This window comes from Pseudomonas sp., assembly GCF_046581935.1.
Classification (GTDB): Bacteria; Pseudomonadota; Gammaproteobacteria; order Pseudomonadales; family Pseudomonadaceae; genus Aquipseudomonas.
On the sequence record NZ_JAYGFK010000012.1, the window covers coordinates 247064 to 268961 of the forward strand.

Genomic DNA, 21898 nt, shown 5'->3' on the forward strand with positions numbered 1-21898 from the left:
TGAATTTTTTTTCATCTCGCCTTGACAGCACCCGTACATCTCACCCGCGCATTAGATCTATCGGCATAACTCGCAACAGCTTTAAACAAAACTTGAAACGCATCAGGCCGCTCGGTAGCGGCCTGATAGGTTCTCAATCGGGAAGCCAGGCCGCTCGCCAGGCCCGCAGGTTCTCGCCCTCAAGCATCCAGTCACGCCGCACCGCGCTACGTAGCGCGTCTCCTGCTTGCGCACAGGCATCAAGATCAGCGACATGCATACGAATGGCATCAACCCAATCGCGGAAACGGTTTTTCACCCGTGTAACAGGTAATGTGCCTTGATAACAACGCACATCACTGCTAATCACCGGAAATCCACAGGCACCGTATTCCAACAAGCGCAGGTTGCTCTTGCACTCATTGAACAAATTCTGTTCAACAGGTGCCAGGGCAAGGTCCAGATTAAGAGCGGCAAGGGCCTGCGGGTAGCGGTTAATCTCCACACCAGCATGGAACTCTTTCACCAAAGGACGAATTACCTCCGGGCACATACCAAAGAACACCCAGTCCACCTCCCCTGCCAGCTCCTTGACAACGTCAATGATCATTTCCAGATCACCGGTATGGCCCGCACCACCAGCCCAACCGACCCTCGGCCGTGCAGAAGTTCGTCGCTGACTCTTCAAGTCGCCCCACCAGTGGGTGGGCAGCATGTTGCGAATAACCCTGATCTGCTCATGCGTGCCAGCGAACGCCTCCGCCAACATATCAGTGGAAACCACAAAACGATCCACACATGCAAAACCCTGACGCAGAGAACGCAAGATATCCTTGGGCATGTGCTGACGATGAGCATTCTTCAGTGGCAGGTTGGGCAGGTAGTCATCCAACTCGTAGACCTTGAACGCCGACGAAAACGCTTTCATTCGTCGCATGGCAGCCAACCGCTCATCACCAACCTGACGCTGCAACAGAATGACGTCGGGCTGGAAGCGCTCAAGCTCGGTTAACGGCAACAAACTGGTGGACATTGCCCCTTCCAGCAAACTGGCATCCTCCAGCGCCTTGAATGGCTGAACGACCCGATAGTGACCGCAACCGGATAGATCGGCCGGGTGAGCAAGAATTCGCGGTAAGGGCCGCCATGATTCCAGCGGACGCCAAGCCAAACCGGGATCGGCCAGCTTGAAACCGCCAGGCTGCATCAAGGAGAAATTAGGGTTGTATGCGGGGTCCCTGGCTAGCGCAGGCAGCCAGCGGGCGTAGAGATCATCTTCCTCCTCAGCACTGGCACTAACCATCGCACTGGCGTCCAACATTAACGTCGCATTGGCCGCCCAAACAGTCAGATAGCCGGCCTGAAGTGCCCGCAGGCAAAGGTCCGCATCGAGGTAGCGGTCGGGCAAATCAGGCGCGCAGCCTCCCAATTCGCTGTAAAGCTCGCGAGCGATCATCAGGCACTCGCGGCTGACGGCACTGTAATTCTGGTCCACCCGAAGACGCTGAAGATAACCGGGCGCATCGAGCCCTTCGCCCACGAAAGGCCGCCCCACCGGCCCATCCAGCCCAAGGACCAAGCCGGCATGGCGAATCGAACCATCCGCTGCCATCAGCTTGGCACCTACCACTCCCACTTCAGGGCGCAGAGCATGGTTGATCAGTTCGTCCAACCAGCGCTCGTCAATCACTGCAGTTTCTGGCGACAGCAGCAACAGGAAATCACCTCCAGACTGAGACGCTGCCAGATTAAGGGCCGCCGCAACACTCAACTGCGAGGCATCTGGCCAGACGGCTCTCAGGCGAGGCTCGCCCAACCCGGACATTGCGGCTAACCATTCATGGACCTCGCGTGCAGCCGGATCGCTCTCAATCAGCAGCAACTCGTAATGGGGATAACGCGTACTCTCCAGCAGGCTTTCCACGCAGCGCTGCAACTGCGCCAACTGGCTACCCGCCAACATAAGTACCGATACTAAGGGCTGCTGGGCATGCCCGTAATGAATGCGGTACTGCCCCGGCTGGCTCGAGTCGATTCGCGACTGCTCATAACCCCGCCCCTGCAGGTGACGCAGGATTGCCAAGCGCTCATGCTCCACATCCATGAGCAGCGGTGTATCCGTTATCAGCAGCGGCTCAGCGACATGCCCAAGCCCGACAAGGCCATCAGCGTTAATAAAACGCAGAATCATATCCAGCTCAACGGCGCGGGGCAGTTCGATATCGAACCCGCCCTCTTTAAGCAGAAGATCCCGACGGAACATCCAGTGATGAGCCATACCGGCGGGAAAGCTCAGCAGATAATCCAGATTGAAGGCAGGACGGAAACCGGCCACCAGCCCGCCGTCGGCCTGACGATAAGCCTGATCGCAATATATCGCTCGGCAATCGGGCGCTGTCAGCAGTTCCAGAGCGGCCATTAGCAGGCCATTAGCAGTGAACTCCTCACCCGCATTGACCAGTACCAGCCAATCGAAATCGGCCTCTTGCAACACTTGGTTAAGCGCGACCACCCAAGCCTCGGCAGTCACACTAAGCACTTGGCAATCACAGCCCTGCGACGACGGCTCGACGGACAAGAGCAATGGACGTAGGTTGGCGTAGCCATTACGGGAGGGTGCTAGGGAATCCAGGGTACGCGTTGCAGCAGCGTTATCACCCTTCAGGTCCAGCACCACCACCCCGATGCAAGGACCGCCCGCATGTTCCTGCAGGCGCTCCTCAACCAGTCGCTGCTGAGTCGGATTCAGCTGCCGCGCTTGCAGCCACCCCTGCATACCAGGCTTGCGTGGCGGCACAGCATTATTCGCCAGCCCCAAGCGCCTGAGCATATCCTCACGACCGAGGCGCACCCGCTCACTACCAAAGTCGCCATGGCGTCGATACAGCTCCTGATAGAGCACTCCGAAATTTTTCTGCTCACGCCCAAGCATGTGATCAGAACCGGTATTCGGCGCGTCTCGCAGACGCACCTCGGCGGTTATCCAGGGCTGGTGTACAAAGGGATAACGTGCAGCTAAGCGCAGCAACATGTCCCAGTCTTCAAACGCCGATAGACCGATATCGAACTCGCCGACCTCCGCTAGCATGCTGCGCGGATGAGCCCAAGTATTCACCGGAATGTAGTTCTGGACGAACAACCGATCCTTATCGAAGGCTTCATGAACGAATGGTGCCTGACGACCAAGTTCGATTCGCACATCTCCTTCCAGCCGCTCGTTGACGTACTCGACCCCGGTATAGGCCACGCTCTGCGGCTCGCGCTCGAAAGCGGCAGCCAGGGTCGCGAGGTGTTCGGGCAAATAGACGTCGTCATCATCCAGGTAGCAAATGTAGCGGCCGCGCGCCAACCTGAGCCCAGCGTTACGTGCCGCCGACAAGCCTTGATTACGCCCCTGGTAGAGATAGGTAATAGGGAAATCAAACTCCGCCAGCAGCGATTCCACGGGATCACCGTGGTCGTTTACCAAGATCACCTCAAAGTCACGCAGGCTTTGCTTACCCAAACTGGCCAGGGCATGGCGAAGCAATCCGGGCCGGTTGTAGGTAGTCAGAATGATCGAGAAGAGTGCTGCCTCCGACTCTCGTGCCTGACTTTCCAGGCGTTCACAGAGCTCGCGAGCCTGCTGACCCAGCTCTGTATGCTGCTCCTGTGGGTACTGCGCGAGACGCCGGTTGATATGCGCCGCCACCTCGCGTTCGCGCCCCTTGAGACAACCTTGCGCGTCGCGATTGAATACCCCCTGGACGATGGCGAGGTGCGCGGCCAAAGGCTCGGACGATGCGTAAAACTGGGTCGAGGCCTGCCCGCCATGCCAGCGATAGCTGACTCCGGGGGCATCCACATAGGCGAAGTCTGGATAGCGTTCGGCCATCTGCACGACCATTTCCCAGTCGCCAGCACTGTAGGTCTTGTCGGGGTTCCAGGTAGTGCAAAAGGCTATACGTCGATAGATAACGGCGGATGGGGCCATGTAGCAATCATGGATCAGCAGGTCAGCAACCTCGTTGCGCCCGCCCACATAGTCGCCACCGCGATAACCCGGATGACGGGGTTGGTTCAACGGCTGGCCGTTACCATCGACCCACGAGATGCCGGTGTAACCCACCGCAACACTAGGCTGCTGTTCCAGAACAGGTAGGAGACGCGACAGGTGACCAGGATTGAAATAGTCGTCCGCCGACAGGAAGGTCATGTAGCGCCCACGAGCGATCCACATACCATTACGCCAGTTGAAACCAGGCCCATAGTTATAACGGTTACGCATGAAGCGAACACGCGGATCACCGGCAAATGCACTCAACACTTGCGGGGTATCGTCAGTGGACGCGTTGTCCAGCACCAGAATCTCGATGTCAGCAAAACCCTGATCCAACACTGACTGGATGCACTGCCCAAGAAAGCGCCCGTAGTTATAAGTCGGAATGATCACGCTAAGCAGCGGCTCGTCACCCCGCAGTTTCGCCGCATCAGCAGCGATGACGGAGGTCACACGATGAATCCAAAAGTCGGCAGAGCGGTTATAGGGCAGAGAATAATCACGTTCCTCTGCATCCCGAGAAATCGCCCACTGCTCAGCGTCAGCGCTGGCGGGGTCGGTTAACACAAGAGAGTTCAGGTAGACCAGTCGCTCATCCCAGAAAGGAACCAGCGCAGGTAAGAACAATGCTGTGAAGCCGGCCTCGTTCTCCAAGTTATCCCACTCGGAGCGTTCCTGAAGGACCAAGTAACAGCGCAGATCAGCGGCCGGACTTACCACCACCTGGCCACGATACTCACTGGCAATCAGCAACAACCCAGAACACTCGGCAAGCGGTGTATCAGTGAGACGTTCGAATGCCAGGCCATTACCTCGACCGTAACTTGCCAGAGGATCAAGCGGCATCCGCTGCTTAAGCTCGCACCAGTCTTCCTCGGATAACAGGAACACCTGCTGGGCGTTCGTGTCGAAGCCGGCAATTGCCACATGCCAGGGTTGCTTACAACGCCCCCCTGCGATCAAGGCCCAGTCCGTCATGCTTTACCACCTAGGTTGGAGCTATCAAATTCTATTTGCTTATCAATTGACCGAAGGGGGAGGTGCCTGCGTCAATCAACAGCGTTTCCCGGCTGGGGTTAAACCTGTTCCAGCACTGCGCACAAATTACCGGCTGAGGAACTGAGAGCACCAATCGGTAACACCGCATCACCTGCCAGCACGTCCAAGGAGAGATTCACCAGGGCCTTCCAGGAGACAATCAACGCCTCACTGTCCAGGTTTTGCCTGATAAGCGCCTCGATGTAATGCTCATGGTCTCGCTCGGAGCTTATTACGATGACATCAGTGGCGCGGACATTCTCACGTATCCAAACCAGCGGCTGGATAGGTACGCCCAAGAGCCTGCGACCCTGCCGATTGACATTGGAGTCCAGGCACGCAAGCACCTCGCCACCGTTCTTGCGCGCCTCAAGCACGAGTAACGCTGCGATAAAGGCACTGCCAAACACCACAATACGCCGCCCGGCAACAGCAGCCAAAATACTCGCGACCGGATCAGCTTCATGCCTCTGCGCCCAGCGCAACAGTTGGCGTGTGGCGCTGCCATGTCCCTGCGCCGACAACGTATGCAATCTGTCAAAGCGCTCAGTTGGCGAGAGCATGTTGTTAAGCAATACGATCGGTAATCCGGCGAGAAATGCGTCGGATGAAACATCAACGTTCATCTTTAGCTTATGCGTTGCTCGAGCGATTTTGTCCAAGATACGTTTGCCGACAACGGGACGCTCCTGGGTAGTAATTACCTCTTGGATATCAAAGCGCTCCACGAATGCATCGAAATGCAAGACGTCAGGACGACTGCCGGGAACCTCATTGGCGATTTTTTTTAGCCGGCGGTAGAGGTACAGGCCTGGACGAGACAGGCTAGCTAAGTGCGTGAACTGATTGGTATGAATGCGGCGGCGCAGCAGCGGCGAACAGATATAGCCAATCGAATGACGCTTATTGACGCGAGCCGGCAACAGCACATCGGCAATCCCCGCGATATCCATTGGGTTTCGCACTGACGACGCAACGCGAAATGGCGAGTCTACGGAATAAACCTTTGGAAGATAAGCGCGCTCCAACATCACACCGCTGGGCATAGGCCAAAGACGCTCCTTGAGGAAGCTGGCGATATACTCCCCTGGCCCGAACACACGGTCCTCCGCCGACTCAGCAATGCCTGCAACTATCGGCCGGCCATCTTGATCGATATCGCTGACACAGCTCCAGACCAAACGCACTTCGGGGCGAGCATCCAGAAATGCCATCTGCAGTGCCAGCATATCGGGCTCCATGATGTCGTCGTCATGGGTGACGATTACTCGCTTGCCGATAGCAATATGGAAAGCCGAGCAGCAATTAAACTCTACAGTTGAATAGTTCGTAGAATTGCGCACGTAACGAATTCTCGGGTCCTGTAAACCCAGAATGTAAGCCCCGCTTCCGTCACTGCTGCAGTTGTCCAATACCAGCAACTCAAAGTCCCTGTAGCTCTGATTGAGGATCGCCTCAATGGACTCCCTCAGATAATGCAGTCGGTTGTAGGTCAACAGGGCAACCGTAAGCGGCGGTACGGACAGCCTCATAAAGAGCCCCCTAGGTTTGCATCAAAAGAGATATAACAATGCGGCTCCGCGTGAAGAAAGACTTGAATATTCCAATAGGTCATAAAGTAAGAAGAAGGACTCATTTTGTAGGCGCGAAAATTCATTAGGGTATATGCCGCTAGGCAATAGAAGCTGCTCAGCATCATCTGATCGGGAATATCACTGGCAAAAGCGAAACTGCACGTTTGGCAAGCCACCACATCGTAGTGCACGGCCTGCGCCTGACTTGGGAAAAAGAAATGCTGATAAGGGGTGAGATCCATATCTACGCCAGCGCAAACTTCACAAGGTCTTGTGGACAAAGCTTGGCACCTCAGGCGCTCAATCGTTCAACCAACGATACAAGGGGGATCCCGCTACTATCTGGGAACGATACTGCTCCAGAGGAACCCGGATTGGATCGCCCACCAGGTAGTAAGAATGTCGGGTTACGGGATGCTCGATGCTTTGTACCCGAACCAACTCCGAAAGCTGAACAGCAGCCTCCTCAAGGATTGACCCGTACTGCGCACGACTCTGTGCAAAGTGCTCCTGGGCGACGGCATACAACATCGCATCATATGCCAACGCCTTAGCCAGACGCGCCCGGAGTTCAGGGCTAATCGTATCGCCAGCATCAGGACGCACATTACTTAGCTGTGGAACAACATGCCTCCAGCCGAGCTTCTTCGCCATGATCAGCAACGATATCTCGAAGTGCTCGCTGAGGCCGACGAATTCACTGCCCCACAAATTATCGATGGCAACCCCAAGCTGCATCATGGAAATCGTCTCAGTGGTAAAAGCGCCGCTCACATAGTGGGTCATATTGTTTCGGTAATAGGTGATGTCCAATGCTTTGCTGATGCGTTCACTACTGGAAAGCTTTGGTTCGGCAAGCACTTGATGATACCCATGACTGTCATCGCGTACTGCATGGGCGACATCAGAGAGAAAACGTGCAATGGGCTCCCGTAGAAATGTGAAATAACGAGGATGGCGGACGCCCAAGAATCTATGAGTACCATAAGGCGTATGCCCCTGGACAAGTCGCACCCCCTGCATCTGGCCAATATTCAACGCCGTCGTCGCCAAAATATCCTTAGGATCGCCATACAGACTAAGAACTTCGTCCGGCTGGTAGTTTTCCGTAATAAGCGTACGTAGGGTGCTGCCGGCCGTCTTCGGTATGTGAATAAAAATGGGCATGGACATGTTGGTGGTAGTAACTCCATTTCAAGATGTGGCGCAATTATCGATGAAGCGTACGGGGCCACCCACGCCCCCCCGGCAACGTCTGGAGTAAATGCCTGAGCATCCTAATGCCCCCCGATTCAGGGCAATGAACGGGCTTTATCGATATCGCCTTTGAAGACCTGTGGTGGCAAATCACAGTAGGTACCGAACAGATCCGGTATCGTACCCGGGCAAAAAAGCCCCCTATACAAAGAATCATCAGCATCCATAGCCACGACTCCGAGCCCAGTTAGCCATGCTATCGATTGAAGTATCCAACGACGTCCATACATCCAACCCAAGCCCCCGCGCAAGTGATATGTCCGGCACATAAAACGAACGCATAGAGCCATCAGGCTGCCCTAGTATCTGCACCGGCTTTTCTGGCGCAATCCTGGCTGCCACACGACGAGCAAGATCGGCGATACAGATAGCCTGGTCGGAACCTACGTTGTAGGCCATCCCTGCCTGCCCGCGGGAAAGCAGTGTCAGTAGCCAACCTGCCAGGTCAGCACCATGCAGATAACTCCGTAGCGCTTTACCATTGGATTTCAACACAATGGCATCTTTACACAGCGCATCGCGAACGAAGTTACCGATTGCGAAATGCCCATCCAACGGCAATCCAGGCCCTGAAAACGCAAAACAGCGCGCCATAACCACGTCCAGTCCATGGCACTTGACATAAATCGCGCCAAGGGTTTCCTGCGCGCGCTTGGCCTCACCGTACACACTGTCAACAGCATTACTAGGGCACGCCCCCGGGTAGTATTCGGTAACAGCCTGAATATCGGATAGGGCGCCGTACTGAGCACCTGAGCCTGTTAAAAGAACGCGCCTGATTCCGCTGCGAACGGCCAAGTCGAGAACGTTTCGCGCACCACCGACAATACTATCGAACAGCTCAAGTGGCTGGGCATGGGCAGCGGCGGACGTATCAGCAGCAGCATGTAAGATCATGTCAGGCGGCCGTCCCGATAACTCCTGGAGATCACGAACATCACTCGTTAGCCATTGCAGCCAAGAGCAATGCAGGTACTCAGGGTTATCAGCAAGAAAGCGTGCCGGACTGCGCGAAACGACCGAAACCTGGATGAACACGCCTTGTTGATTGAGCTGCGCCAGCAGAGCCAGTAGCCACTTGCCAAAAAAACCAGTTGCACCAGTCAGAAGCAGATGCTGCTCCGCCAATACCTCACGCAGACCTAGACTCTCTGGTACCAGCTGCAAATCGGCTTGAATCTGAGCCGAGCCTGCTATTTGATGAAAGCTCTTCATCTCATGCACGCCTCGCCAACACACCCATCACCTCTCCTTGACGCCAACCTAAGTTGACTGGAAGAAAGTAACTGTCCACCAGAACCAGTCCAGCCCTATCGAGCAAGCAATGCAAAGACTGCTCACTGAAAAAGTTGACGTGCTCATGCCAGTGCCGCTTTAACCGAGCAAGATCCAGGCTGCCTCGATGCTCACGCATCAAAGCTTCATGCGGAACCTCTAGATACAACAATGTTTGCGGGCCAAGTGCAGCATGTATCTCTTCTATCAACGCCAAAGGGAACGACACATGCTCCAACACCTGGCTACAGACGACCAGATCATATCGTCCTTTAACGACTTGCTCGGGCCCTACTCGCTCAGCCCCTTTGACCAACTCTACTGCAGAAATATCATGCACATGAAGCAAGCTGTGCTGTAGAAGAAACGGAGTATTGATGCCACTGCCGCCGCCCCAGTCAAGCACGGCAGGTAACGCTGGCAAATGCGGAGCAAGCCAAGCCTCGACATCGCTGATATAAGCCTCACGCCCCCGGTAATGCTCGGCCACCGCCGCATATCCCGGCTCAAAGTGGTTGCGCTGGCGCGTATATGACTCGTCACGGTAACCCTGGTATAGCGCAGTCATCTGCTTATCGGTAAATCGGTAGTCGAGAAACAAAGCACCACAACCCTGGCATTGCAACGAATTACAAAGGGTATAAGCCATACCCTGACGCAAATCACGTAAGCCCCAGTCAGCAGTAATCTCCAGCGGCTCATGGCCAAACACCCTCAAAGCAACAAAGGGCATCAGCACAGCAGGGGATTTGCTCAACCGATTACCATCACAACAGATACAAGACCCTGCGATCAGTTCAGGACTCTCCATATGTTCCGGGCTCCATTCATTATAAGTGTTAGACCAAAGGAACTCAGGGGAGCTCATAAATGCTTTCAAGACCGATAATTCGCTCCGGAGCAATGCCCATAGCGATCAGGTTTTTCTTTATCTCCGCTACAAATCGGATGGAGCAGACAAGTATCAGCAACTCCTTATGCTTATGCTCATCGTAAGCCCCAACACTATGACTACCGAAGTGCTGCCCCCACTTGCTCGGTGACGAATCCAGCAGTGCCTGAATATCCAACGACTGGGCCAGCGGTGCCACGTAATTGAGAAAATCACCACCGATACCGTAGACGGCAAACGGGCCGTCAATTTTGTCGCGAAAGCGTTGTATCAGCTGACGCTTCTGACAATCCTCTGTGAGTTGGGCCCGCGCGACAACCCGGAGCGAATCGGAATAAACCGGCGACTCGTAATGGCCCACGGACAGCTCATGGCAGTCAAAGCCGCAGCGGGCCAGCAAGATGGTTAGAGAGGCCGAAGTGAACTGGTGCAGATGCTCAGGATTATGGTCATTACCCAGTAGCGGATGACCTGATCGATTGGGCACCTCGATCAGTATGCGTCCATGCTCCGAAAGCAGCCGCGACCAGGCTGCCAGCTCCTGCTCCGGCTGGGCGATATGCTCCAGCACATGGAAGGATGCAATCAACTCATAGGGTAACGTGCTCAATTGGCTCGCCGGCGTTTGAAAAACCTGATCCAGCTTTTGCTCGGCAATTTCCCTGTCGCGGGAGAGCTCTACACCGTCATAGACGACGTTAAATCGCGCTTTGATCGCCGCGCCCAACTCACCTTCAGCGCAACCAACTTCCAGCACCCGCTGCACACCGGACTCAAGCAGCACGGACAGTGCGGCCACACGCTCAGCGATTTTGCGCCTAAACCAAGGTGCCTGTGGGTCGTTACGCGCCACCAGTGTTTCGTAATAGCCGGCCCCAGCCGTCTCTAGGGGTAAACGCCAGCGGTGCCCACAGCGCATGCAGTGCGTGTAAGCCGGACTGGGCAAAAGCACTGCACCAGCGCAGCAACAGGGGCATGCACTGGCTGCAGATGACGGCGCAGTCACACCGCTCATGCGCTCACCAGCCGCTCCAGCAACTGCTGCGGCGAATGCAACGGCTGCTCCTGACTGGCAAAACGCCCGTAGCCCCAGGCTACCGGCCAAAAATCCACGGCATTGGCGGCAGCAGCTCGGCCATCCTGTTCGGTATCCCCGACATAGATAGCGGCTTGCGGCGCTATCGCAGCATCGTGCAGTAAAGCGGCGATCATCCCAGCCTTGTCGGTATAGCGTTCAGGGTAAGAGTCGCTGGCGAACACCTCGGCAAACAGCCCTTCCCAGCCCAAAGCGGCAATGATCTTACGGGTAGGTAACAGGCGTTTATTGGTTGCAATCGCGAGGGTAAAACCGAGCTCACGCAAACGTTCCAGACTAGCCTGGCAGCCTGAGTATGCGGGCGTTTCCAGGCACGCCTGGGTATCGTAGATATCCTTGAAGCTGGCGCTCAGGGCATCAAGTAATGCGGGATCACTCTGCCCACTCAAGGTTGCCAACGTTTGCCGTAAAGGCGGCCCAATCAGGCTCGCCTCAATGACACGGCAAGCGGTCAACCCATGTGCCTGCAGCACGCGGCTGAAGCAGGCAAGAATAGCCGGTGCTGAGTCAACCAGAGTGCCGTCGAAATCAAACAGAATATGGGTCTTCATCGGGCCACCTGACGCGACACCTCGGCAAGCCTGCCGTCCATTTCCGCCTCAAGGACCTCAAGCGGCAACAGTGGGCTCATATCCTCCAACGGCATTGAGGTCATCGAGCCATTGGCCTGCGGTATGGCAGCGACTTTAGGACTCAGTACCTCATCGTTCATTAGCATCACCTCAACGATCATCGGTCGCGGCTGGGCCATCGCCTCTCGTAAGCCCTGGGCCAGTTCAGCGGCATCGCTAATGCGCTTGAACGGTAAATGGTAGGCGCGGGCCACTTCTTCCAGATCGGGCAACCACAGACCCGCTTCCGGCCCAGTACCAACATAGCGGCCTGCAAAATAATTACGCTGGGTATTGCGGATCGAGGCATAGCCGCCGTTATTCATCACCACCAAACAGATCGGCAGAGCAAAACCGCGCAAGGTAGCCAGCTCCTGGATATTCAGTTGTAGGCTGCCATCACTTTCTACCGCCACCATCGGCTGGCGGCCATTAGCAAAACAGGCACCAATCGCTGCTGGCAGACCATAGCCCATGGCACCAAGCCCCGAGGTGAGAAATACCCGCTGGCCTGGCCGGTTACGGAATACGGTGTAGAACACCTCGACCGCGAGCCCAGAGCTGCCGGTACTAACCAGCGTGTTGGCAGGCACCGCATCGGACAGCGCATCGGCAAAGTGAAAGTGGCTGATTGCCCCAGTTTCAGCGAACGCTCGACCATCGTTGACACTGTAACGACGCTTCCAGTCCTGGCAGCGCTCGACCCAGCTCGTATATGGCCCGGGAACATTTACCAGCAGCGGTTGCAAGGCCTTTAGAAAACGTTTGGCATCACTGACCAGCGCTACGTCGATGTCCATATCCAGCTTATTCAGCTCGTTAATGTCGACATCGACCACGACTTTCTTCGCCCCACGAGCAAAGTCACGCGGCGCATAGGCAGTAATGATGTTATCCAGACGACAGCCGATGGCTATCAGCAAGTCAGCATTTTGTACCGCAAAATTAGGCGCGCGTAGCGCCACCACACCGGGGCGGCCAACGTACAGAGGATGCTCATGGGGTAACAGGTCCATGGCATTCCAAGTGGTCACCACGGGTACGCCCAAAGCCTCCACCGTCTGCTTAAAAAGCGTTGCACCGCCACTCAGGCGCACGCCATGACCAGCAAGAATAAGCGGTCGTTTAGCCTGGCTCAGCAAGCCAGCGATAGCGGCCAGTGCCTCGGCCGGCAAAGCAGCTTCAACCGCCGTATCGTCATGCCAGCCAACCAAGGTCAGCGGGTCAATCGGCGCGCCTTGTACATCAAGCGGCACATCAATCCACACCGGCCCCGCTCGCCCGCCACGGGCCAGGGCCACAGCACGTTCCAACTCACAGCGGATATCTTCAGGACGCTCCACGGTAACCGCGTACTTGGTAATCGGTTTCACCACGCTGACGATGTCAACTTCCTGCACACCCTTCTGCCGCAGCGGCGCACCGCGCAACATGTCCTGGCGTTTGACCTGACCAGAGATCACCAGCAACGGCACTGACTCGATCCAGGCACCGGCCACGGCAGTGACTGCGTTGGTTGCGCCAGGCCCGGTAGTGACCATGCACACCCCGATGTTTTCGCTAATTCGGCAATAAGCTTCAGCAGAGATCGCGGCAGCCTGCTCGTGTAAGCACGCTACAACTTCTAGCTTTGGGTGTTTGCCGACAGCGTCGTTAAGAAACATAGCGCCGCCGCCAGGCAGTAAAAACACATGCTCGACTCCCAGACTGGAGATGAAGTCGGCAATGTAATCGGCAACACGATAAGGGGTCGGCACTTTAGTCCATCCAATAACTAAGAAGAGTCTTGCGGTCGAGGTTGGCGTTAATCGTCTCGTCTGTGTAGAAGGAGTCATTACGCAGGTGGGTCGAGGAAATTTCCTCGATGATCGCCCCATCCGTTGAGCTGAATGCATGACGCACGCCGGGCTCCACAGTGGCTACATCACCCGGCAGACAGATGCGCTCAACACCATCCAGAACTAGGCTCACTTCGCCTTGCAGAACATGAAAGGTCTCTTCCTTCTCAAGGTGATACTGCTCGGGATGCCGTTGCCCAGGGAACAGCAGCAGCAGTTTCTTGCAATACCCACGATTGATGATGGTCAGCATGCACAGCCCAAATTCGTCGAAACGGTCCAGCCCATAATGGTGTGAAATTTCCAGGGTAATTCGCCCTGGCACCACCACACGCCCATCACGCAACTGGGCCTTGACGCGCTGCACGATGTCCCAAACCTTGTCACGAACACCGCGTACCTGCGTATTGCCGCCATCCAGCGGAGCATCCGCAGTAATCGCCTGGGAGGCCGTGAAGATGCTGTATTTGGAAAAGTCGTTGGCGGTTAACTGGCCTTCCTGAGGCGGGAAAGCAAAATAGACATCGCTGGCCTGCACAACCTCGCCAGCGGCAATTGCACGACGCGCAAACATGCCACGACGTAATGACTGCAAACTTGCCCGTTCGGCCTGATTGAGCGGCAGACGCTGCGCGCCCTCACCACAAAGTAGCAAGGTGGTTTGTACCGCCTCAAGCCACGTATTCACCTGCTCGGGACTGGCCGAATAGGCATTCAGTGGATACTGCGTGGTCGGGAGGCCTACATGTTTCTCGAATATCTGCGCGCCTTTGGCCAGCGCGATCTTAACGATATCTGTGTTATCGGGGTTTTCATGGGTGGAAAAGCCGATGTGGACATCCGGGTAGCGTCGACGCAAGTAATCAATCTGCGACAAATGCATATTGGCGTCGGGCGTCGGGTACTCACCGACACAATGCAATACAGCGAAGGTTTTCTCGCGATGAGCCAGGAAGCTGATGACTCGATCAATGTCCTCGATACTAGAACCGGCGGTGGAAACAATGATCGGCCGGTCACTTTGTACCACCCGTTCCAACAGCGGCCAGTCCGTCATCGAGCAACTGGCAACCTTGATGCAATCGAGCCCCTGCGCCTCAATCACTTCCACCGAGGCCTCGTCGAATGGCGTAGCCATAGCCAGGAAACCGTTAGCGCGGATCTCCGCCACCAAGGTATCGAACTGGTCGCGGGACAAGCGCGTCTCACTGAAGCGCTTGATGTACTTAACGTCATCGCGCCCCTGCATCGCCGGGTGGATAAAGGTGTCGAGATCGCGGTACTGCAATTTAAAAGCAAAGGTAAAAGGGAAACGTCGGCAGACCTCACCAAACGCGCGAATGACCTTAATACCGTGGTCAACATCGCCCATGTGGTTGTTGGCCATTTCCAGAACGAACATCGGCAGAGCAAAGGGGGCAGTCATGGTTTTCTCGCTCGTCAGGTGGGCACTCATCGCGCGCTTCCGAGGCTGAACCAGGCCTCTAAATGCGTCGCCACATGATTCAGGTGATCGTCGGTCAATCCAGGCCAAACGCCCAGCCAGAACGTATCGTTCATCACCTTATCGGTAACGACCAACTCACCACAGGTTCGGTAATTTTGGCTCTTCATGTAAGGCTGACGAGTCAGGTTACCGGCGAACAGCAGCCGCGTACCAATTCCCTGGGCATCAAGGTAGCGCAACAGCTCAACCCGCGAATGGCGCTTGCCGTCACGTAGCGTAAGAGGAAACCCAAACCAGGATGGCTCGCTACCAGGGGTTGCCTGCGGCAGGATCAAATGCTCGCTGCAGCTAGCCAAACGCTCACTGAGCCAAGCAAAATTACGCTGACGGGCCGCGATAAAATCATCTAGCCGATCCATCTGTGCCAATGCACAGGCCGCCTGCATGTCGGTGATTTTCAGGTTATAGCCCAGGTGCGAGTAGGTGTACTTGTGGTCATATCCCTCAGGTAGATCACCCAACTGCCAGCAAAAGCGTTTACCGCAGGTATTGTCTTCGCCAGGCGCACAATAGCAATCACGGCCCCAGTCACGGAACGACTCCATGATGCGTTTTAACAGCGGGTTGTTGGTGAAGACCGCACCTCCCTCACCCATGGTGATGTGGTGCGCGGGGTAGAAGCTCAGGGTGCCGATGTCGCCAAAAGTACCCACACCTTTGCCCTCAAAGGTCGACCCCAGGGCATCGCAACAATCCTCGATTAGCCACAGGCCATAGCGATCGCACAGCTCGCGAACCACTTGCAGGTTGAATGGATTACCCAGCGTATGGGCCAACATTATGGCCTTGGTCCGGGGGCCAATAGCCGCCTCGATCAATTGCGGATTGATGTTGTAGGTGGGTAGCTCGATATCGACGAATACCGGCACGGCCCCGAACTGCAGGATGGGATTGACCGTTGTCGGAAATCCCGCAGCCACTCCGATGACCTCATCATCCTTACCAATGGCACGATCACCCAGCCGTGGCGAGGTCAGAGCGGAAAACGCCACAAGGTTCGCCGATGAGCCGGAGTTAGTCGTCAATACACTGCGGCATCCCAGATAACGGGCTAAACGCCGCTCGAAGGCCTCATTGAAACGGCCAGTGGTCAGCCAGCCATCCAGCACAGCCTCTGTCATGGCCTGCAACTCAGGCGCGCCAATCACCTTGCCAGATGGCGGTACTTTGTCTTGTCCTGCGACAAACGGTTTCGGCGCCATTTGCAATTGCGCATAACGCCCGACCAGTTCGGCAATCTGCATACGCAACTGCTGCGCTGCACTGTCACTCATAACGTTTCGCCTTCATAGGCCGCTATCTGTGCGCGGCTAAATTTCTGCATATCATCAGCCGCTTGCCAGGCTTGATGCCATGCAAGGGTCTGCGTCAAAACCGTGCTCAGCGGCCAGGATGGGCGCCAGCCAAGCTGCTGACGCGCCTTGGATGAGTCGAGAGCAAGCAACGATGCTTCGTGCGGTTGCGCCGACGGGCATAATGCCCAGTTCGCGTCACCGCCCCATTGCTCAGCAAGTTGACCAACAATCTCGGCAACCGTGGCAGTGCCATCGGCATCAGGTCCAAAATTCCAAGCCGAGGCATAGGCATCGCCCCTTTCGATCAGCGCCTGCGCCAACAACAAGTAGCCCTTTAAGGGGTCCAGCACATGCTGCCAGGGACGCGTAGCGTGGGGATGACGCAACGTAACGGTTTCCTGCTGCTGCCAGGCGCGCAGAATATCGGGAAGCAAACGCTCTGGCGACCAATCGCCACCGCCGAGGACATTTCCCGCACGCGCGGTAGCGAGCGCAACGCCGGCCTTACGCAAAAATGACTCGCGATAAGACGCACAGAGCAACTCGACACATGCCTTGCTGCTGCTGTAGGGGTCGTGTCCACCAAGCGCATCATGCTCACGGTAGGGCCAGAACCACTCACGATTTTCATAGCACTTGTCGGTTGTTACCACGACAACTGCGCGAACAGCATCGCACTGGCGCACAGCTTCCAGCAGGTTGAGTGTGCCCATGACGTTCGTGGCATAGGTATCGGCAGGCGTACGGTAGGACTCCCGGACTAACGGCTGCGCCGCCAGATGGAGGATCAGCTCAGGTCTGAAATCACTGACCGCTTGGCACAGCTGTGCAGCATCACGGATATCAGCGAAACGCCCTGTAATACTCGCCTCCAGGTTTGCGCTCTGCCAAAGCGACGGAGTAGTCGCCGGGGGCAGTGCATAACCATAAACCTCAGCACCCAGCTCACGTAACCAGAGCGCCAGCCAGCCGCCCTTAAACCCGGTATGTCCGGTCAGGAAAACCTTACGCCCGGACCAGAACGCGGCGCTCAGCGCCATACTTGCCACTCTGCCTTGCCACTCTGCCAGCGTTCTTCCAGAAGGACACGGTCGCGTAGCGTGTCCATTGGCTGCCAGAAACCACGGTGTAGGTGACTCATCAGTTGACCATCACGTGATAATCCGCGCATGGGCTCATGTTCCCAAGTCGTGGCGTCAGCGCTGATATAGTCCAGAACTTGAGGCTCAAGCACAAAGAAACCGCCATTGATCCAGCCACCATCGCCCAATGGTTTTTCCTGAAAGCCAATGACTGACTGCCCCTGCACATCTAGCGCGCCATAACGGCCAGGTGGCTGCACTGCGGTGACCGTAGCCAGCTTGCCATGCTGACGGTGAAACTCGATAAGAGCCGGAATATCAACGTTGGAAACACCATCACCATAGGTAAAACAAAAAGTCTCATCACCCAAGTAATCGCGCACCCGGCGCAACCGGCCGCCGGTGCCGGTGCTCTCCCCGGTATCAACCAAGGTGACACGCCACGGCTCGGCATGACGCTGGTGGATGTGCATGCTGTTTTCGACCATGTCGAAGGTCACATCGGACATGTGCAAGAAGTAGTTGGCGAAGTACTCCTTGATTACATAGCCCTTGTAGCCGAGGCAAATCACAAAATCATTGATGCCGTAATGCGCATAGATTTTCATGATGTGCCAGATGATGGGCTTACCGCCTATTTCAATCATCGGCTTGGGCTTGAGATGGGACTCTTCACTGATCCGTGTACCCAATCCACCCGCCAAAATCACAGCCTTCATCAACCTCTCCAGACAGGTAAACAGGGCAAGATCATGCCTAAAACATAGTCCATTACTAGGCTGCTAAGATGCCATAAAGCACTATTTAATAAGTGCTTTTTCTCGAAATAGCGCGGTTATTTTTATCGAGCCATAACCGTGAACAGCTCAAGATTCACTCAAAACGGGGCGAGCCATTGTGCTGACCAACACCAGCAATCAAGCGTAATACGAATGGATATGGAGGAAGCAAAACTGACACAGCCATGCAACCACAAAACAATACCTAATATAAGAACGACAGTTTCTGAGTAAACGCCTTGGTCGCTCCTGACGCGTCAAAGCTTATTAAACAAATTCAAACTGGCAATCTTCACATAACTCTGCTGCGACGCCTCTAGGATGATCGTTTGGAACGACAGCCGCGATAGGGCCTCAGCATAGTCCAGCTCACGCAAGTCAGCCTGGATGCCTTTATTAACCAAGGTGACGTCTTCGTTGTCAGTCTTAGTGGTTTCGATGATATTGCGCCGAGCGCCGATGGTGCCTCGCACGCTATCCACATTAACCATGCCGTTATCCAGGTTGGTGAGGCTTTCAGCCACGCTGTCGCGGATCTGCGCATTGGTACTGGAGGGGTCTTCCAATGCGCGACGCAGGGTAGCAATGGTGTCGAGAATGCCTTGCTTCTGCTGCGTAGGATCAAGCGTAACCTGCAAGCTTTCACCACCGACTGGAACGCCGTCAAACTGGATGCTGACGCCACGAAAAACCAGTTGATCCGTGGTGTCCGGATCATCGTCGAGCGTACCACTGGCCAAAACCGGGGCGGGGGCGGCAGCACCAATTTCGAATACTTCGTAGCTAGTAGGGTCAGGGTTACCAAAGATGACCTCCACCCCTGCGTCAGGAAACGGCGGCGTACTGCCGAAGGCTACTTCATCCTGCACCAGCGGCGTCGAGGCGCTCAGGGTCGAACCGGGCGCGCCGGTAAGGTCCAAGGCGCCATCCAAACGACCGGCGTTGGTGATGTTTTCGAAAATAGCCTTGCCACTGTCGCTGATGGGCACCTGTAGAGAGCTGGCAATCTGCAACTTGCGCTGGCCTTCATCACCTTGATAGCTATAGGTGCCGTCAGCATCGCGGACAAACGCCTGACTCTTGCCCTGAAAACCAGAGAACAGGTATTCGCCTCGCGCATTGCGCGTATTGGTCAGAGCAAAAAGCTCTTCTTCACGCTCACCAAGCTCCGCCGCGATGGACTCACGGTCCTCCTTACTGAGGGCGCCATTACCAGCCTGCACGGCCAACTCACGGACACGCTGCAGCACCGTATTGACCGAGTTGAGGGTAACTTCTTCCTGGGTCAGGCTGCTGTCGGCGGCGGTGAGGTTTTCGTCGTATTGCCCCAGTACACTCTGCTGCTGCTCAAGCTGCAGCAAGCGCACAGACGCGACCGGGTCATCCGCAGGGGTAAGGATGCGATTACCGGTACTGATCTGCTCTTGTGTACGGGTCACGTCGGCGTAGTTGCGCTGCAGGCCGGACACACCGTTATTGAACGCCTGAATAGTGGAAATGCGCATAAAACCTCACCTCATGGATGGCCGGGCTATACCCGACGTCCGCTAGCGGATTGCCAGTAACCTGGCGCTATAACAAAACCTGTTCAGCGTTTATCTGAAAGCGCCAATCAGGGTATCGAACAATGAGCGCGCAACTTGAATAACCTGAGCCGAGGCATTGTAGTACTGCTCGAATTTGATCAGGTTGGCAGCCTCTTCGTCGAGGTTGACCGCCGACAACGAATCACGATTGTCAGTGGCTTGTTTAAGTATCGAACTGGTCGCCAGGCTGTCTTGCCGCGCTTGAGCGGTCAGGGTGCCAACACGCTCGACGGTGTCGCCATAACTGTCGACGAAGCTACTCCCGGTACTTATACCGGTAATAGTCGAATCAATGCCCACCGTCGCCTTGCTCTGCAAGTCAGCCAGGGCCAGAGCGTTGCGGTTATCCGATACGCCATTCTGGTTAAACGAAACATTGAAGGTGTCACCATTTTCGGGACGCCCACTGAGCGTCATACGAACCCGGCTGCCGTCGCTTAATTGCAACTCATAGGTATTCTGCTGACCGGACTGGAAGGTCGCCGGAGTAGCTGCCGTACCGTCATTAGGATTGATGCGCGTCAGCGTAGCGCCTGCCGGTACGGTGAAGTCAGAGGTTGCCGTATCAAAAGTCAGGGTGACAGGTAACGCGGCCTGCAACGTAGTCGGGTCAATATTACTGCCGGTGCTTTGCAACGCTGGCTGGCCAATGGTCGCGGTGCCACGGTTCTGCACATTGGCATCCGCGCGCACCGGGGCGGCGAAGGCCAGTTGATCTGGCTGATCGAGAACTGCAGTAATCGCTGTGGCACCACGTCGGGTTGGCTGCAACAAGTAGCGGTCATTAGCCGCTGGAGCGCTATCCAGCGCAATCTCAAAGCCCTGATCGCGACCGCTGGCATCGGTGAAGCTCAGCGCTGCAGGGTAGCTGCCCGGCGGATTGGGGTTGACGGTCAGGGTTGCGCCATCGCTCAAACGCCTGGCTGAGTATTGCGTACCATCAAACTCCAAGCGGTAGTCGCTGGTAGTTAGCACGCTGCTATCGGTGATGTTTAGCGCGGGCTGCACGTTGCTGGTATTACCGCTGGAAGCGCGCACCCGTAGCTGCGCAGTGGCCAGGTCATTGAAGTCGCCGAACAGGGCCGTTCCTACCTGGCCCTTCAAATCCAGCCCTTGCCCCAATTGACTGTTTACTTGATCGGAGACAGCCAGCGCCAAACGACCGATGGAGTTGAGCGTCGGATCTAGGGTTTCGCTGCGATAACGAATCAACCCACCCAGCTCGCCACCGGTCAGCAATGATGTAACGCCTTGGCGCGAGCCGCCGCTAACGAACTCAATTTCAAAACGGGTTGGGTCATCACTGCCTGCGACAGCTTCCAGGCGGCTGGCGGTATTGCCTACCACCAGCGGCTGACCTGAGCCGACAAACACGTTCAGCGAATTATCGTCTTGCGCCACCACACTCACGCCAACGTAAGTGGCCAACTGACGCACGGCCTCCTCGCGGGCATCGAGCAGGTCATTGGGCTGCTTACCATTAGCGGCTGCGATGGAGATAGCGTCGTTATAACTGGCAATCGAGGTGGCGAGCCGGTTGACCTGCTCGGTCACGGCCGACATCTGTTTGTTGATGAACTCGTTCTGCTCGCTGATGCGGTCGTAGACCGTATTGAAGCGTTTGGCCAAGCCCTCGGACTCAGACAATACCAACTGCCGTGCCGGAATGTTCGCGGGGTCCTCAGCAGCGGTTTGCAAGGCAGAGAAGAACGACTGCAGCGACGGCGTGATACCCGTGGTAGAGCCGGCCAGTAAGGAGTCGAGCTGCTCAATCTGTGCTTTATAAGACTCCACGTCGGCGCTCAGCGCCGTGCTACTGCGCACCTGGGTAGTGAGGAACTCACTGTAGGTACGACGGACATCCACCAGCGTCGTACCGGAACCGATATAGCCGACACCACTGAACTGCGGCACGCGCGTAGCCTGTACGGCGTCCTGTCGCGAGTAGCCGGGCGTGTTGACGTTGGTGATGTTATGGCCGGTAACTGACAGCGAGGTCTTGTTCGCAGACAGTCCTGAAAGGCCAATATTGAGAAGGTCAGCCATGATT

General features: G+C 56.0%; 15 protein-coding genes. All 15 read right to left on the reverse strand.

Annotation, left to right across the window (positions count from 1 at the left end; genetic code table 11):
- Nucleotides 1–133: 133 nt before the first annotated feature.
- A complete protein-coding gene (locus VCA57_RS08995; RefSeq protein ID WP_411184644.1) occupies nucleotides 134–4996 on the reverse strand; it encodes a glycosyltransferase in 4863 nt (1620 codons plus the stop codon).
- A gap of 98 nt (nucleotides 4997–5094) precedes the next feature.
- Nucleotides 5095–6588: a glycosyltransferase family A protein gene (locus VCA57_RS09000; protein ID WP_411184645.1), complete on the reverse strand. Its 1494-nt coding sequence runs from the start codon at nucleotides 6586–6588 to the stop codon at nucleotides 5095–5097.
- Complete coding sequence (locus VCA57_RS09005; RefSeq protein WP_411184646.1) at nucleotides 6585–6872, reverse strand: hypothetical protein; 288 nt, start codon at nucleotides 6870–6872, stop codon at nucleotides 6585–6587. The genes VCA57_RS09000 and VCA57_RS09005 overlap by 4 nt, the downstream gene beginning before the upstream one ends.
- A gap of 58 nt (nucleotides 6873–6930) precedes the next feature.
- Nucleotides 6931–7803 (reverse strand): hypothetical protein, encoded by an 873-nt coding sequence (locus VCA57_RS09010; protein WP_411184647.1) that lies wholly within the window; start codon nucleotides 7801–7803, stop codon nucleotides 6931–6933.
- A 240-nt stretch (nucleotides 7804–8043) separates the two neighbouring features.
- Entirely contained in the window at nucleotides 8044–9102 is a 1059-nt protein-coding gene (locus VCA57_RS09015; protein WP_411184648.1) for an NAD-dependent epimerase/dehydratase family protein, read from the reverse strand.
- A gap of 1 nt (nucleotide 9103) precedes the next feature.
- The gene (locus VCA57_RS09020) at nucleotides 9104–10030 is read right to left on the reverse strand and encodes a class I SAM-dependent methyltransferase (protein ID WP_411184649.1); all 927 of its coding nucleotides are present in this window, start codon (nucleotides 10028–10030) and stop codon (nucleotides 9104–9106) included.
- The gene (locus VCA57_RS09025) at nucleotides 10017–11069 is read right to left on the reverse strand and encodes a class I SAM-dependent methyltransferase (protein ID WP_411184650.1); all 1053 of its coding nucleotides are present in this window, start codon (nucleotides 11067–11069) and stop codon (nucleotides 10017–10019) included. The genes VCA57_RS09020 and VCA57_RS09025 overlap by 14 nt, the downstream gene beginning before the upstream one ends.
- Complete coding sequence (locus VCA57_RS09030; RefSeq protein ID WP_411184651.1) at nucleotides 11066–11701, reverse strand: HAD family hydrolase; 636 nt, start codon at nucleotides 11699–11701, stop codon at nucleotides 11066–11068. Before VCA57_RS09030 ends, VCA57_RS09025 begins: the two co-directional genes overlap by 4 nt.
- Nucleotides 11698–13518 (reverse strand): thiamine pyrophosphate-binding protein, encoded by a 1821-nt coding sequence (locus VCA57_RS09035; protein WP_411184652.1) that lies wholly within the window; start codon nucleotides 13516–13518, stop codon nucleotides 11698–11700. The genes VCA57_RS09030 and VCA57_RS09035 overlap by 4 nt, the downstream gene beginning before the upstream one ends.
- Before the next feature lies 1 nt (nucleotide 13519).
- A complete protein-coding gene (locus tag VCA57_RS09040) occupies nucleotides 13520–15025 on the reverse strand; it encodes an N-acetylneuraminate synthase family protein (RefSeq protein WP_411184653.1) in 1506 nt (501 codons plus the stop codon).
- Nucleotides 15026–15051: 26 nt separating this feature from the next.
- A complete protein-coding gene (gene rfbH / locus VCA57_RS09045) occupies nucleotides 15052–16380 on the reverse strand; it encodes a lipopolysaccharide biosynthesis protein RfbH (RefSeq protein ID WP_411184654.1) in 1329 nt (442 codons plus the stop codon).
- Entirely contained in the window at nucleotides 16377–17441 is a 1065-nt protein-coding gene (rfbG, locus tag VCA57_RS09050; RefSeq protein ID WP_411184655.1) for a CDP-glucose 4,6-dehydratase, read from the reverse strand. Before rfbG ends, rfbH begins: the two co-directional genes overlap by 4 nt.
- Nucleotides 17432–18202, reverse strand: coding sequence for a glucose-1-phosphate cytidylyltransferase (gene rfbF, locus VCA57_RS09055; RefSeq protein WP_411184656.1), 771 nt, complete (start codon nucleotides 18200–18202; stop codon nucleotides 17432–17434). Before rfbF ends, rfbG begins: the two co-directional genes overlap by 10 nt.
- Nucleotides 18203–18519: 317 nt before the next feature.
- Nucleotides 18520–19767, reverse strand: coding sequence for a flagellar hook-associated protein FlgL (gene flgL / locus VCA57_RS09060; protein WP_411184657.1), 1248 nt, complete (start codon nucleotides 19765–19767; stop codon nucleotides 18520–18522).
- A gap of 90 nt (nucleotides 19768–19857) precedes the next feature.
- Nucleotides 19858–21894, reverse strand: a complete 2037-nt coding sequence (gene flgK, locus VCA57_RS09065; protein ID WP_411184658.1) for a flagellar hook-associated protein FlgK — start codon at nucleotides 21892–21894, stop codon at nucleotides 19858–19860.
- Between the last annotated feature and the right edge of the window lie 4 nt (nucleotides 21895–21898).